The organism is Streptomyces sp. NPDC091281, from assembly GCF_044757425.1.
In the GTDB taxonomy this organism is placed as follows: domain Bacteria; phylum Actinomycetota; class Actinomycetes; order Streptomycetales; family Streptomycetaceae; genus Streptomyces.
Genome location: NZ_JBIVUY010000001.1, coordinates 327118 through 341713 on the forward strand (window position 1 = coordinate 327118; position 14596 = coordinate 341713).

A 14596-nucleotide genomic window follows, 5' to 3' on the forward strand; every position below is an offset into this window, starting at 1 on the left:
CACGGACGGCACGGACGGCAGAGACAGCGCGGGCGGTGCGGGAGGGGCCGTAGGGGAGAAGCCGTACGGGAAGGGCCGGACGGCGGGTTAGGCTGAATGGTCACCCCTGTCAGCTCACGAAAGTTCCCGCGATGTCTGTCGAGTCGGTGTTCCCGCAGCTCGAAGCCCTGCTCCCGCATGTGCAGAAGCCGATCCAGTACGTGGGCGGTGAGCTGAACTCCACCGTCAAGCCCTGGGACGACTGCGACGTCCGCTGGGCGCTGATGTACCCCGACGCCTACGAGGTCGGCCTGCCCAACCAGGGCGTCATGATCCTCTACGAGGTGCTGAACGAGCAGGAGGGCGTCCTCGCCGAGCGCACGTACAGCGTGTGGCCGGACCTGGAGGAGCTGATGCGGGAGCACAAGGTCCCGCAGTTCACCGTGGACGGCCACCGCCCGGTCAAGGCCTTCGACGTGTTCGGGCTGTCCTTCTCCACCGAGCTGGGCTACACCAACATGCTCACCGCCCTCGACCTCGCGGGCATCCCGCTGGAGGCGCGCGACCGCGGGCTCGACGACCCGATCGTGCTGGCGGGCGGGCACGCCGCGTTCAACCCGGAGCCGATCGCGGACTTCATCGACGCGGCCGTCATCGGCGACGGCGAGCAGGCCGTCCTCGACATGACGAAGATCATCCGCCAGTGGAAGGCCGAGGGCCGCCCCGGCGGCCGCGAGGAGGTCCTGCTGCGGCTGGCGAAGACCGGCGGCGTCTACATCCCCGGCTTCTACGACGTCGAGTACCTGCCCGACGGCCGGATCGCCCGCATGGTCCCCAACCGGTCGGGCGTGCCGTGGCGGGTGTCGAAGCACACCGTCATGGACCTCGACGAGTGGCCCTACCCGAAGCAGCCGCTGGTGCCGCTCGCCGAGACCGTGCACGAGCGGATGTCGGTGGAGATCTTCCGCGGCTGCACCCGCGGCTGCCGCTTCTGCCAGGCCGGAATGATCACCCGCCCGGTGCGCGAGCGCTCCATCACCGGCATCGGCGAGATGGTCGACAAGGGCCTGAAGGCGACCGGCTTCGAGGAGGTCGGCCTGCTGTCGCTGTCCTCCGCCGACCACAGCGAGATCGGCGACGTCGCCAAGGGCCTCGCCGACCGGTACGAGGAGGACAAGATCGGTCTGTCCCTCCCGTCGACCCGTGTGGACGCCTTCAACGTCGACCTCGCCAACGAGCTGACCCGCAACGGCCGCCGCTCCGGCCTCACCTTCGCCCCCGAGGGGGGCTCCGAGCGCATGCGCAAGGTCATCAACAAGATGGTCTCGGAGGAGGACCTGATCCGCACGGTCGCCACCGCCTACGGCAACGGCTGGCGCCAGGTGAAGCTCTACTTCATGTGCGGCCTGCCGACCGAGACCGACGAGGACGTCCTCCAGATCGCCGACATGGCGATGAACGTCATCCAGAAGGGCCGCGAGGTCTCCGGCTCCAACGACATCCGCTGCACCGTCTCCATCGGCGGCTTCGTGCCCAAGCCGCACACCCCCTTCCAGTGGGCCCCGCAGCTGTCCGCGGAGGAGACCGACGCCCGCCTCACCAAGCTCCGCGACAAGATCCGCGGAGACAAGCGCTACGGCCGCTCCATCGGCTTCCGCTACCACGACGGCAAGCCCGGCATCGTCGAGGGCCTGCTCTCCCGCGGCGACCGCCGCCTCGGCTCCGTCATCCGCGCGGTCTACGAGGACGGCGGCCGTTTCGACGGCTGGCGCGAGCACTTCTCCTACGACCGCTGGATGCGCTGCGCCGAGAAGACGCTGCCCGCCTTCGGCGTCGACGTCGACTGGTACACCACCCGCGAGCGCGGCTACGAGGAGGTCCTCCCCTGGGACCACCTCGACTCCGGCCTCGACAAGGACTGGCTGTGGGAGGACTGGCAGGACGCCCTCGACGAGACCGAGGTCGAGGACTGCCGCTGGACCCCCTGCTTCGACTGCGGCGTCTGCCCCCAGTTCGACACATGGCCACAAACGGGCCCGACGGGCAAGAAGCTGCTGCCTCTGACGGTCAAGAAGTCCGGCTGACCTGCGGAAACGGGGGCTGTGAGATGAGTAAGCCGCTTCACCGCATCGCTGACGCTGTGGCTGATGTCACAGAGGTAGATGCGGTGGCGGTGCTGACCGTGCTCGGCTTGCAGAAGGATCGGCGGCAGCCGGCGCAGAAGGTGTTGAGAACGCCACTGCCCCCGCCTGGCGCCCTTTCGGACGTCTCGTCGGACGTGGAGTGGGTGTGAGGGCCGGATAGCGGCCCATGGCGACCTGACGGCAGTGTCAGTCGGTCCGGGGCCTGGTCCGCAGGGCGGGAGAGACGGGGTAGCCGACGGCCAGGGCGTCGTTCACGACATCTGTAACGGGCGCCAGTGGGTTGAGCTTGGTGATCACGGCTTGGTCGAGAGGGCGCAGGCTGTAGATGTGCCGCAGGGCCTCAAGGTCGGCCACAGTTTCGTAGCAATCCTCGGCGAATGCCTTGAAGCCTTCGGGGCCTGGTTTTGTCAGGAGGCCGAACAGTCCGGTCGAGCCGTCCGGATCGGGGTGCCCCTCGGGGAAGTCGATGTCTCCGGTCTCCCAGCGCGTGGCGCCATAGGCACACCGTCACGACGGGTGTGCCGTCCACGTCGGTGAAGAGGGGCTCATGCGCGTTGCGCTGGAAGGCGGAGGGTACGGCGTCCAGCACTCCCGGCCAGGGTTCGAAGTCGTCTTGCTGGTGATACGGACTGAGCGGCGATTCATGAGCGAAGCCGCGCACGTACGCGCCGACGGCCGAGAAGACGATGTCGAACTCGTCCCCGGAGCCGTTCCGCATCGAGGCCAGCTCTTCTGTCTGTGACCAGGAACAATTGAACGCTTAGTATCGCTCCTCGCCGTCGGGGTTCATGATGGCCTCCGCCATCGCGAGGGAGCGGCATAGATCGCGGAGAGTCGGGATGCCGGGCAGAGTGCGGGCCACGTCGTGAACAGTCATACAGCACATCGAAGCGCACGCCGCTGACAACGCCTCGGTCAGTGCCTAATCGACCTGTGTCCCCAGTTGGACACATGGCCACAAACGGGCCCGACCGGCAAGAAGCCGCTGCCTCTGATGGGTACCGGGAAGTACGACGTGAAGGCTGCTACTCCGGGTCGAGGCGTCGGCCTAACACCCGCCCGCAGCCCGGTCGTTCGGCAGGTGTGCACCGGATGATTCAACCGCAGGAAGTATTGGCGATTAGGCACACATGCGCCATAATGTCCCTCTGTAGTGTGCGGTCGTCGGGTGTTTGACGAGGGGGACATATGGCGGTTGACGAGCGGCGAATTAGCCAGTTCATCGGCAGAAGTTTTCTGCGAACCAAGATCGCGAACGTTCTGCGGCATGCTGGCTTCATCATCGTGTGGGTCAGTGAAGAGGCCGGCGGCACACGGTGGGCGTTGTATCTGAAACTGCCCAGGCGCCTGCGCGACCTTTTTGGAACCGCTCGTGAAGTAGTGATCTGGGTAGTTGAGTCACATGAATTCCAGGCGCGAACCGTAACTCAGGCAGCGCAGCTTATTCAGTCTGAGCGACCAAGGCTTTGTGAAGATTTCGCAATCGTGGTCACGCAAGACCCTGATACGAAAGTTCACGCATCAGAAACCGCTGAGACACTGGACACAATTTTTCTGGGTTTCAGTGCAACAGACTTCAACTCGTACCCGCCTTACGGGTCATCCAACTTCATTGAAGCGTTGCAGCGGCGCCTATATGCACGGGATCTCTACGATCTACCTTCGGCTGTGACGCGGGCTGAGGATTTCTTCGGCAGGAGAGGTCTCATCAGCGAGATTGCCACGAGTCTTCGCAGCGGCGGTCGTCATGTAGGCCTCTTTGGTCTTCGTAAAATTGGGAAGACCTCGATGCTTTATCGACTTAGGTCGACGCTGCAGAACAATAGTGACTCTTATGTCGGGCATGTCGATATCGAGCGCATTGACGCCATCAATGCTTCTCCCGAACATCTCCTGTGGAGTCTTGGCGAGTCCATCTATGATTCGCATCGACACATTCGACACATCACTTCTTTTGAGCTCTTTGGGAAATATCGACTCTTCTCGGCGATTCCAGATAAGAGCGCTGTATTTGAACTATTCGATCACGATATTCGCGTGATCTTGACTGAAACATCGCGCTCGGTCGTAATCATGCTTGATGAGATCGAGCTACTCTCCCCAGACGCACCAGGATCCACTTGGGGAGGTGCTTTTGTTCGCATTTGGAGGCTACTCAGGGGGTTGGATCAGCAGTTCCCAGACAGACTTAGCTACTTTGTTACGGGAACCAATCCGAGTGTTTTTGAGCAGAATTATGTCGGAGGGCGTGAGAATCCGGTTTACAATTACTTCCGAGTGCAATATCTGCGCCCGTTAGCTCAGGACGAAGTGGAGTCCTTGCTGGTTAACCTTGGCCGCAGAATGGGATTGAAGTGGGAGGAGGAAGCTGTAGATCGGGTCTTCGGCGCTACTGGAGGGCATCCTGCACTAGTTAGGTCTTTGGCATCTCTTGTCCACACATCTCGGCCGGACTGGGAGGCCGAAGCCGTTGTCACGCGTGAAAATGTTTCTGCTGCAATTGACCGGTTCCTAATAGAAAAGAGTTCCCTCCTAAGCCAGATTGTTGCGGTCCTTCAAGAACAGTACCCGGATGAGTATTATCTACTTGAGATGCTCACCCACGGAAAGATTGGAGAGTTCAGAGAGTTCGCCAATCAGTTCCCTTCTGATACCGCTCACTTAGTGGGTTATGGTCTCTGCGTGCAGCCGCAAAACTGCAGGAGCCTTGAAATTGAGCTGTTGCAGACCTTTCTGCAGAAGAGAAGAACTGAGAAAATCTCCGGAACTGATTCGGCGTATTTGGCTCCAGGTAGCAGAATTGCAAGCTACGAGGTGATCTCCTCGATCGGCTCACCAGGGGGATTTTCTAGAGTATATGCAGCTAAGAGCACGGATGGCTCTACTGTAGCTCTGAAGGTTTTCAATAATGGCCTGCTCGGTGCGTTGCATCGTGAGATTGAGCCCCTTCAAGAGATCGACCACAGGCACGTCGTTCGGGTGATTGACTACGGCAGGAGCGAAGAAGGCTCCGTCTACATGGCCATGGAGCTACTCGAAGGAAGGTCTCTACGGGACTTCTGTACTAAGTCCACGCGCGCTAGCGAGGCGCAAACACTCCAATGGCTGAGCGAAATCCTCTCTGCTATGTTTGCCTTTCATCCAAACGATGCTCTTGTGCGTGAAATTCGCCATACTGCGGAGATTAGTACGGATGACTTGATGCGCCTTGAAGAAGCTCGGCACGGGTTTATTCACAGAGATGTCAAGCCAGAGAATGTAATTGTCGCTGATCGTGGGGCTGTGCTGATCGACTTTAACATCTCGGTCAGGGCTTCAGAGCAGGTAGTAACGCGAAGTGTTACGCCTGGATACCATCCACCAGATGGCATCGGTGCTGTCTGGGACGTAGATGTTGACCTTTATCAGCTAGGTGTCACCATGCTCCAAGTGGCGATTGGGGCAGAGCATCGCGAGGGTACAGTAGAAGATTTGCGGCTGGCTGCTAGGGAAGAGCTGTCTCCCAAGTTCTCAAAAGTATTGCTAAAAATGACGGATCCGGTAAAAAGGAACAGATTCGCCAGCGCCTCACAAGCCATGGCTGAAGTGAATAAGGTTCAACCTAGTGTGCAAAAATGACGTCTGCGAAGGTGCTTGCATGCTGAGTAGTTGGGCTGGGAATACCTGTGGCGCCGTCTCCGGTCTGAGAACTACCTGACGTCCGATCAGGGAGTGTGCCGACAGGCTTGAACCCCGGTACCGTCGTGGTCGTGTCCGGCGTGCGTCGGGTTGGTCCCCCATACACGTGCGCTGGTCACCAAAGGCACCGACGAGACCGGCGCCGGCACCGACCACAAGGTCACCACCAGGGACGACATCGACACGGCCCCCGTCAGCCGACACGTCCGCACCCTCATGCACACCTGTTGGCGACTCGGCGGCCTCCCCGAATACGCACCGCTGCGCCTACGTACCTGGACCCACACCCTCGGCTACCGGGGCCACATCCTCACGAAATCCCGCGTCTACTCCACCACCTACGCCGCACTACGTGCCGAACGCGCCCACCACGTCGGCCACACCGACATCCCCGACGCGATCACAGACGCGCATTGGCGCTATGTCGGCTCGGCCACACGCCGGGCGCCGCTCTCATCGCTGTCGGAGTCGCTGAAGACCTCGCGGAGTCTCGGCGACTCAGTGCAGAAGCCAGCCAACAGGGGGGTGGGGTCGATAACTCCGCTGCCCAAGCCTGAGCCTACGAACGACGAAGCGATGTCTCTGATCGACAGCGAGATTGTGATTGTGGGTGAGGACGGTGCGGAAGAACCGTTTGACCCTGCTGCATGGACGAAGCCGCCTCCCTCAGATGCTGGGAAGGCGGCTTCGTTCTTGTGCGGGCTGGGATCAGAAGGCTTGCGCGAAGTCGTCCTCTCGGATCACGAGTCGCTCGCGTACGTCCTTCGGGATCAGTAGGCGAAGGTGCACCTTCGGGGCTCGGACCTTCGGCACCTTCGTGCGGGTCACTTCGCAGCGGATCCCTACCCGGTACAGGTCGGCGGACATGGCCTCCATGCCGCCTTCCTGCCAGTGCTCACGGAATGTCTTGCCGCCGTGGACGTTGACCCACCGATCCTTCGCGGTCTCGGGGTCGATCGCTTCGAGCTCACTGATGAGCTTGTCCAACGTCGCCTCCGCCTGCTCCTTCGTGAACCGCGTCTTCGTGTATCGGCCCCCGGGTTCGAGATCCTTCATGTACAGCGCGATGGTCTCTTGAAGGAGCTTGATCTCCTTACGGGCCTCGGCGCCCTCGGCGTACTGACGGACCTGCACGGGGAAGTCTCCGAGGACCTTGAGCACGTCCTGCACGAGGCGCTCGTAGACCCGCCCGGGGTTGGGCGCTCCGAGTCCGCCGCTCTTGCAGTTGCGGCACCGCAGGTACTGGTAAGTCCCGTACGTGTTGTTCGTGATCTGCACGGTCATGTTCGTCTTGCAGTCGGCGCACAGCAGGACGCCGAGGAACTGGGTCACACCGCCGACACGGCGCGGCGGCTGGTTCTTCTTGCGCTTGTCGAGGGCGGCGCCGAGGGTCTCGAACTCCTCCTCAGTAAAGAGGGGAGGGGCGACCTTGATCGGCCTGCCGTCCTTGCCGAGGAGCGGCTTCGATCGTCGCTGGCCGCCGTTCTTGTCCTCTTCTACCCGGTAGCCGAGGAGCGCTGGGTTGCGCAGGCGGCGGTGAAGCGTTGCCACGGTGAGCCCTTGGGTCATCAGGCCGGACCGCTTCAGGCAACGCACCATGAAACCGGCGGAGCGTCCCCGCAGCGCCATGCGACGGGCCCAGTGCAGCGCCTTGGCCGCCTCGGGATCGATGACGAGAACGACCTTCCCCGTGTCGTCCTCGTCAGTGACGTAGCCGTACGCCGGCTTCCCGATGATCCAGTCTTCCTGCGACTTCGCGTAGTCCCACAGACTCGCAACCCGGGTCGAGGTGTTGGCCGCCTCGATCTCGGCGATACCCCCGATGATCGTGACCATGATCTTTCCGGCGGTCGTCGTGAGGTCAAGGCTGTCGTTATTCGAGACCAGGTTCTTCCCGCGCTTCAGGCTCCATTCGATCATCGTCGAGAGATCGGAGAGACGTCGTACGAAGCGGTCGAGCTTCCAGAACAGGAGCTCGTCGAACTCGGGGGAGCGGTTGTTCAGCCACTCCCCGAGTTCCTTCCGCTTCCACGGCGGAACCTTCGTCGCCGACACGTTCAGGTCTGAGGCGACACCGACGACTCGGCACCCTCGCTCCCTGGCCAGGATGCGGAGATCGAGTTCCTGCCGTACCGGCGACGTCGTGTCGTCTGTCAGTACGGACAAGCGGATGGATAAGAGCGCCCGGGCTGCGTCCTGGGGGAGTAAGGCCTCAGCCCGTTTGAGCTCCTCCAACAGGGCAAGGTCGGCTTCGGTCCACTCGGCTTCCACGCTGTAGGCCGCTCGGTCTGCCGCGAGTCGGCGCTGTCCTCGTTTCCTCATGTGAGACAGCGTGGCGCAGTTCGCGGATAGTTTTAAGCGTTTTTCCATATGCCTTGCCATGGACACCCAGATCCAGATCGGCCCGACGGGCAAGAAGCTGCTGCCCTTGAGCGTCGTGAAGTAGCGCACGCGCGCGTCCCGGGCCCGGTCACGCCGTACGGCGGGCCGGGCCCGTGGCGTTTCCCGGCGGACATCCGCGGGCGCGGGAGCCGTACGGGCGTCCACGGCGTCCTTGCGGGCATGGACGGAACGCGCGACAGGGCGTCCGGCGCCTCGGGACCGGGCGGCGGGGCGGGGGAGGGGTGTCTCGTCGGCGCCGCGCGGCTGGTTCTGCGGGGTGTCGTGGTGGTGGTCGTGGTGCCGGTGCGGATGGTGTGGGACGCGCTCGTCGTCGTGGGGCGGCCGGTCGGGGCGTGGGTGCTGCGGCCGCTCGGGCGGGCGCTGCTGTGGCTGCTCCGGGTGCTGGTCGCGGTGCCGCTGGAGCTGATGTGGCGCTACGTCGTCGTCCCCCTCGCGCGCGTGCTGGGGTGGCTGCTGCGGTACCTGGTGCTCGTCCCGGCCCGGTGGCTGTACGTGTACGTCCTCGCGCCGCTCGGGCGGGGGCTCGCGTGGCTGCTCGCGCCGGTCGGGCGGGTCCTGCTCGTCGTCCTCGCGGAGGTGGCCGACGCCCTCGGGTACGGCCTGCGGATCGCCGGGCGGGTCTCCCGCGCCGTCGGACGCCTCCTCGGCAGCCTCTTCCGCCGGCTCGTCGCCGACCCGGCCCGGTGGGTCCACCGCACGCTGCTCACCCCGGTCGGGCACGTGCTGCGTGACCTGGTGCTGCGCCCCGTCGGCCGGATCGCGCGGCGGGCCCTGGACACGGCCCGTGAGGCCGTCCGGCAGGCACGCTCCGATGTGCGGCGCGCCCTGTCCGGGGCATTCGGGAGGCGTACGGACCCGCCTCCCGGGGAACCTTCGGAGCCCGGGACACGTACTCTTGATGGCAGTACCACCGCACTCACGAAGGACTGAACGACACTGGGCAAGCGACAGCCCGAAGGCCCGCCGCCCGCACCCGCGGTGCAGCGCATCCGACTGCGCTACACCAAGCGCGGCCGCCTCCGGTTCACCAGCCACCGTGACTTCCAGCGTGCCTTCGAGCGCGCGTTGCGCCGTGCCAAGGTGCCGATGGCGTACTCGGCGGGGTTCACGCCGCACCCGAAGGTGTCGTACGCCAATGCCGCACCCACCGGCACGGGCAGTGAGGCGGAGTACCTGGAGATCGCGCTCACCGCGGCGCGTGACCCGCAGAAGCTGCGTGAGCTGCTCGACGCGTCGCTGCCCGCCGGGCTCGACATCGTCGACGCCGTCGAGGCCCGCACCTCGGGACTCGCCGACCGGCTCACGGCCTCCGTCTGGGAACTGCGCCTCGACGGCGTGGACCCCGCGGACGCCGACCGGGCGGTGGCCGCCTTCACCGGGGCGGACACCGTGGAGGTCCAGCGCCTCACCAAGAACGGCGTTCGTACGTTCGACGCCCGTTCCGCCGTCGCTCACCTCGAAACGCTCGATCCACAGGCTGATAGGCCGACCGACCGGCCCTGTGCGATACTGCGCCTGGTTGTTCGGCACGTGACGCCTGCCGTTCGACCCGACGACGTCCTGTCCGGTCTCCGCGCCGTGGCCGACCTGGCGCCGCCGGTCCCCGCAGCGGTGACCAGGCTGGCGCAGGGGCTGTTCGATGAAGAGACCGGCGCGGTGACCGACCCGCTCGCGCCCGACCGCGAGGCAGCCGAGGCCCCCACAACGGCCGATGTGACTGCCGCCGCGAAGGCGCCGGCGTAGGGAAGGTCCCGCACAGGGACGGACGTCGTAGCGCAGCCCTCGCACTCGGGAGCCACCTGGGTCGGGCAGCGCACCGACCACCAGACTTTCGCCAGGCCGTCCGCAACATGGCGTACGGAACCGGCGAGACAGGACACTAGAAAGCTCCCGTGCGGCGCCCGCGCCCCGGACGGCGGCACCGCGCACCGCGCGAGCCGCGGACGTCAGCGGTGACCGGTCCTCATGACCGGCACCGGTCCGGCGCGGCGCCCGGGAGCCCGACGGGAGAACCGCCCGCATGCTCGAACCGACCGAATCCACGGAGCCCACCGCGGGCTCCGAAGCGAACGACACCCCCAGCGACACCCTGCCGCCGCGCCGCCGGCGCCGGGCCGCCTCGCGGCCCGCGGGTCCGCCCACCGGCGCCGAGGGCACCGTGGCCGAGACCGTCGCGCCGGCCATACCGGCCGCCGAGAGCGTCGCCGACCTCGCCGACAGCGACGTCGATGCCGATCTCCTTGAGGACGAGGAGAAGGCCGACGAGGCCGCCCCCGTGGCGGAGCCCGTCGAGGCCGCACCCGCCCGTCCGCGCCGCCGCGCCACCCGCCGGGCCTCCGCGCCCGCCGGGGCCGCCGCCGCCGAGACGGCCGAGACCGTGCTGCCGGTGACCGCCGAGCCCGCCGCCGTCGCGGAGGAGCCCGTCGCCGAGGTCGCGCCCGTCGAGGACGCCGCGCCGCGCCGCACCCGGCGCCGCGCCACCCGTACGGTCGCCACGCCCGTCGAGGCCGCGCCGCAGACGGCCGAGAGCACCGACGCCGTCCAGGCCGAGGCGCCCGCCGCGCCCGAGCCTGTGGCCGCCGCCGAGCCCGCCGCTGTCGAGGAGGCCGCTCCGGCCCCCCGTACGCGCCGCCGCGCCACCCGCCGGGTGACCGCGCCCGCCGCCGCGCCCGAGGGCACCGAGGCCGCCGCCGAGGTGACGGCGCCGGTGACCGAGACCGCCGAGGTTCCGGCCGAGGCGCCTGCCGCCGAGCAGGCCGACGCCGACGCCGACGACGCCGCGCCGCGCCGGACCCGCCGCCGCGCCACCCGCCGGGTCACCGCGCCCGCCGAGACCCCGGCCGAGGCGCCCGCCGCCGTGGAGGCCCCGGCCCCGGTCGAGGCCCCCGCCCCCGCCGCCGAGGCCCCGGCCGAGACCGCCGAGGAGGACGCCGGTCCGCGCCGCGGGCGCCGTCGCGCCGTCCGCAAGGCCGCCGTCGGCTTCTCCGCGCCCGCCCGCCCGGCCGCCGAGGACGGCGACGCCCGTCGGCGCCCCGCGCGCCCCGCGGTCGCCGTGTTCCAGGCGCCCGTGTTCACCGAGCCCAGCTTCCAGACCCCCGAGCGCGCCGCCGCCGAGGCCGCCGCCGCGGTGTCCGAGCCCGAGCCGGAGCCGGAGGAGTCCGCCGAGCCGGTCGAGGCCATGCGCGCCGAGGAGCCCCAGGAGGAGCCGTCCGGCCGACGCCGCCGTCGCCGCCGGGGCGCCGCCGTGGCCGAGGAGACCGCCGAGGTCACCCGCCCGGCCGAGCAGCGGCCCGCCGTCGCCGACGAGCCGGAGCCCGAGGACGCCGAGGAGACCGCCGACGTCGCCGAGGCCGACGCCGACAGCGACGACGACGGGGACGAGGGCGGTTCGCGCCGCCGTCGCCGCCGGGGCGGCCGTCGCCGCCGCCGCGGGGACGCCGCCGACGGCGAGTCCGACTTCGACCCCGCCGACGATGCCGAGGGCTCCGCCCAGGACGCGCAGGAGTCCGACGCCGACACCGCCGACCAGGACGCCGAGGACGAGGGCGACGGCGAGGACGCCGCCGGGTCCACCGCGGGCAGCCGTCGCCGCCGTCGCCGTCGCCGCCGCGCCGGGGACGCCTCCGGCGACGCCGAGCAGCCCGGTGAGGGCGACCCGGAGCGCACCGTCGTCAAGGTCCGCGAGCCCCGCAAGGCCGGGGAGCCCTCCGACGAGGTGCAGTCCATCAAGGGCTCGACCCGGCTGGAGGCGAAGAAGCAGCGCCGCCGCGAGGGACGCGAGCAGGGCCGCCGCCGCGTGCCGATCATCACCGAGGCCGAGTTCCTGGCCCGCCGTGAGGCCGTCGAGCGCGTGATGGTCGTCCGCCAGCACGGCGACCGCACCCAGATCGGCGTCCTGGAGGACGGCGTGCTCGTCGAGCACTACGTCAACAAGGAGCAGTCGACCTCGTACGTCGGCAACGTGTACCTCGGCAAGGTGCAGAACGTGCTGCCGTCGATGGAGGCCGCCTTCATCGACGTCGGCAAGGGCCGCAACGCCGTGCTGTACGCCGGTGAGGTGAACTTCGGGGCGCTCGGCATGGCCCACGGGCCGCGCCGTATCGAGTCCGCCCTCAAGTCCGGCCAGTCGGTCCTGGTGCAGGTCACCAAGGACCCGATCGGCCACAAGGGCGCCCGCCTGACCAGCCAGGTCTCCCTGCCCGGCCGCTACCTCGTGTACGTGCCCGAGGGCTCGATGACAGGCATCAGCCGCAAGCTGCCCGACACCGAGCGGGCCCGCCTGAAGTCGATCCTCAAGAAGATCGTCCCCGAGGACGCGGGCGTCATCGTGCGCACCGCCGCCGAGGGCGCCAGCGAGGACGAGCTGCGCCGTGACGTCGAGCGGCTCCAGGCGCAGTGGGAGGAGATCCAGCGCAAGGCCAAGAGCGGCAATGCGCCGACGCTGCTCTACGGCGAGCCGGACATGACCGTCCGGGTCGTGCGCGACATCTTCAACGAGGACTTCACCAAGGTCGTCGTCAGCGGCGACGAGGCCTGGTCGACCATCCACGGGTACGTCTCGCACGTCGCGCCCGACCTGGCCGACCGGCTGTCGCGCTGGACCTCCGAGGTCGACGTGTTCGCCACGTACCGGATCGACGAGCAGCTCGCCAAGGCGCTCGACCGCAAGGTCTGGCTGCCCAGCGGCGGTTCGCTGGTGATCGACCGGACCGAGGCGATGGTCGTGGTCGACGTCAACACCGGCAAGTTCACCGGCCAGGGCGGCAACCTGGAGGAGACGGTCACCAGGAACAACCTGGAGGCGGCCGAGGAGATCGTGCGTCAGCTGCGGCTGCGCGACCTCGGCGGCATCATCGTGATCGACTTCATCGACATGGTGCTGGAGTCCAACCGGGACCTCGTCCTGCGGCGGCTGCTGGAGTGCCTCGGCCGCGACCGGACCAAGCACCAGGTCGCCGAGGTCACCTCGCTGGGCCTGGTCCAGATGACCCGCAAGCGGGTCGGCCAGGGCCTGCTGGAGTCGTTCTCCGAGACCTGCGTCCACTGCAACGGGCGCGGGATCATCGTCCACATGGAGCAGCCGACGTCCGTGGGCGGCGGCGGCAAGCGCAAGAAGCGCGGTCGCGGCGGTGACGGCCAGGGCGCCGACACGCACACCCACGAGCACGACCACGACGACGCCGACACCGTGGTCAGCGCGCACGAGGAGACCGAGAGCGAGGCCGAGAGCGCGGCGGAGGTCGCCGCCGAGACGGCCGAGCCGGTCGCCCTCGACGGGCCCGCGTTCTCCCCGGACGAGGAGCTGTACAGCAGCGTCGCCGAGGCGGAGGCCGCGGCCGGACGGGGCCGCGGGCGCCGCCGGGCGGGCCGCCGGGCGTCCGCCCCGGCGGGCGCGCCGCGCGGTGGCCGCCGGGACAGCGCTTACGCCGAGGTCACCGGAGGCGAGGCGGTGCCTACCGCACAGGACGTCACCGCCGAGGCGGAGTCCGGGCGTTCGGTGCGGCCGGCCGAGGCCGCCGTCGCGCAGGCCGCGCCGGTCGCCGCCGAGGACCCGGTGGTCGAGTCCGCCGCGTCGGCACCGGCCGTCGAGGCGCCCGCCGCCGAGCCCGCCGCGGACGAGGCCGCGCCCAAGGGCCGTACCCGGCGCCGCGCCACCCGCAAGGTGTCCGCGCCCGCCGGTTCGCCCGCCGGGGCCGAGGCCGCCGTGGTGACGGTGACCGAGACGGCGCCGGAGCCGGTCGCGGAGCAGGTCGCGGTGTCGGAGCCGGAGCGGCAGCCGGAAGCGGTTGCCGAGTCCGCCGTCGAGACGCCCGCCGAGCCGGTCGTCGAGCAGGCCGCCGAACCCGTCGCCGAGAGCGCGGCCCCGGCCCGGCCGCGGCGCCGTGCCGTGCGGAAGGCCACCGCGCCGACCGCGTCCGAGGAGGCGGCCGTCGTGGTCGTCCCGTCGGCGGCCGACACGTCGTCGGAGTCCGGGACGGCTCCGGCCGAGCCCGCCGACGAGGCCGACGAGCCGTCCGAGGTGGCGGACGCGGCGGAGGCCGCGGAGCCCGCGGCGGTGAAGAAGACGGCCGCCCGCAAGACGGCGAAGAAGGCCACGACCAAGAAGACGGCCGCCAAGAAGACCGCCACCGCGGCCAAGAAGACCGCCGCGAAGAAGACGGCCGCGAAGAAGACGACGGCCAAGAAGGCGGCGTCGAAGACGACGGCCGCCGCGCAGAAGAGCGGCCCGTCCGTCTCGGCCTCCACGGAGGACTGACGGCACGTACGACCGGCGGGGGGGGCGCCCCGGGCCCCCCCCCCCCCCGCCCCCCCCCCCCCCGGCGCGCCGCGCCGCGCCCGAGCGCGGACCGGAGGATCTTCCGCGGCCCGGCCCGCACCCCCCAGCGGGGGGC

Annotated in this window: 7 protein-coding genes and 1 pseudogene; 6 read left to right on the top strand and 2 right to left on the bottom strand. The window is 68.2% G+C overall.

From position 1 onward, the window contains the following. The first annotated feature begins 131 nt into the window (after nucleotides 1-131). Complete coding sequence (locus tag ACIQPQ_RS01470; protein WP_401298241.1) at nucleotides 132-2063, top strand: TIGR03960 family B12-binding radical SAM protein; 1932 nt, start codon at nucleotides 132-134, stop codon at nucleotides 2061-2063. Between the two features lie 246 nt (nucleotides 2064-2309). Here ACIQPQ_RS01470 and ACIQPQ_RS01475 read toward each other — a convergent pair. After that, a pseudogene (locus ACIQPQ_RS01475) lies at nucleotides 2310-3000 on the bottom strand (hypothetical protein). 311 nt (nucleotides 3001-3311) lie between these two features. Between ACIQPQ_RS01475 and ACIQPQ_RS01480 the strand changes: the two are divergent. Further along, the gene (locus ACIQPQ_RS01480) at nucleotides 3312-5741 is read left to right on the top strand and encodes a phosphotransferase (RefSeq protein WP_401298243.1); all 2430 of its coding nucleotides are present in this window, start codon (nucleotides 3312-3314) and stop codon (nucleotides 5739-5741) included. A gap of 150 nt (nucleotides 5742-5891) precedes the next feature. Then, nucleotides 5892-6578: a replication initiator gene (locus ACIQPQ_RS01485; protein ID WP_401298246.1), complete on the top strand. Its 687-nt coding sequence runs from the start codon at nucleotides 5892-5894 to the stop codon at nucleotides 6576-6578. On the opposite strand, the gene ACIQPQ_RS01490 is transcribed toward ACIQPQ_RS01485, so the two are convergent. Continuing rightward, a complete protein-coding gene (locus ACIQPQ_RS01490) occupies nucleotides 6510-8072 on the bottom strand; it encodes a recombinase family protein (RefSeq protein WP_401299563.1) in 1563 nt (520 codons plus the stop codon). The genes ACIQPQ_RS01485 and ACIQPQ_RS01490 overlap by 69 nt on opposite strands. 291 nt (nucleotides 8073-8363) lie before the next feature. Between ACIQPQ_RS01490 and ACIQPQ_RS01495 the strand changes: the two genes are divergently transcribed. From ACIQPQ_RS01495 to ACIQPQ_RS01505, 3 genes are all read left to right on the top strand, one after another. Then, a complete protein-coding gene (locus ACIQPQ_RS01495) occupies nucleotides 8364-9134 on the top strand; it encodes a hypothetical protein (RefSeq protein WP_401298249.1) in 771 nt (256 codons plus the stop codon). A 48-nt stretch (nucleotides 9135-9182) separates the two neighbouring features. After that, nucleotides 9183-9947, top strand: coding sequence for a TIGR03936 family radical SAM-associated protein (locus ACIQPQ_RS01500; RefSeq protein ID WP_401298252.1), 765 nt, complete (start codon nucleotides 9183-9185; stop codon nucleotides 9945-9947). Nucleotides 9948-10224: 277 nt separating this feature from the next. Continuing rightward, nucleotides 10225-14460, top strand: a complete 4236-nt coding sequence (locus tag ACIQPQ_RS01505; RefSeq protein WP_401298255.1) for an Rne/Rng family ribonuclease — start codon at nucleotides 10225-10227, stop codon at nucleotides 14458-14460. Nucleotides 14461-14596: the final 136 nt, after the last annotated feature.

Excerpts from the sequence above, each read along its gene's own strand:
- ACIQPQ_RS01495 (WP_401298249.1), top strand. The coding sequence starts at position 8,364 with ATGGACGGAACGCGCGACAGGGCGTCCGGCGCCTCGGGACCGGGCGGC.
- ACIQPQ_RS01505 (WP_401298255.1), top strand. The coding sequence starts at position 10,225 with ATGCTCGAACCGACCGAATCCACGGAGCCCACCGCGGGCTCCGAAGCG.
- ACIQPQ_RS01480 (WP_401298243.1), top strand. The coding sequence starts at position 3,312 with ATGGCGGTTGACGAGCGGCGAATTAGCCAGTTCATCGGCAGAAGTTTT.
- ACIQPQ_RS01470 (WP_401298241.1), top strand. The coding sequence starts at position 132 with ATGTCTGTCGAGTCGGTGTTCCCGCAGCTCGAAGCCCTGCTCCCGCAT.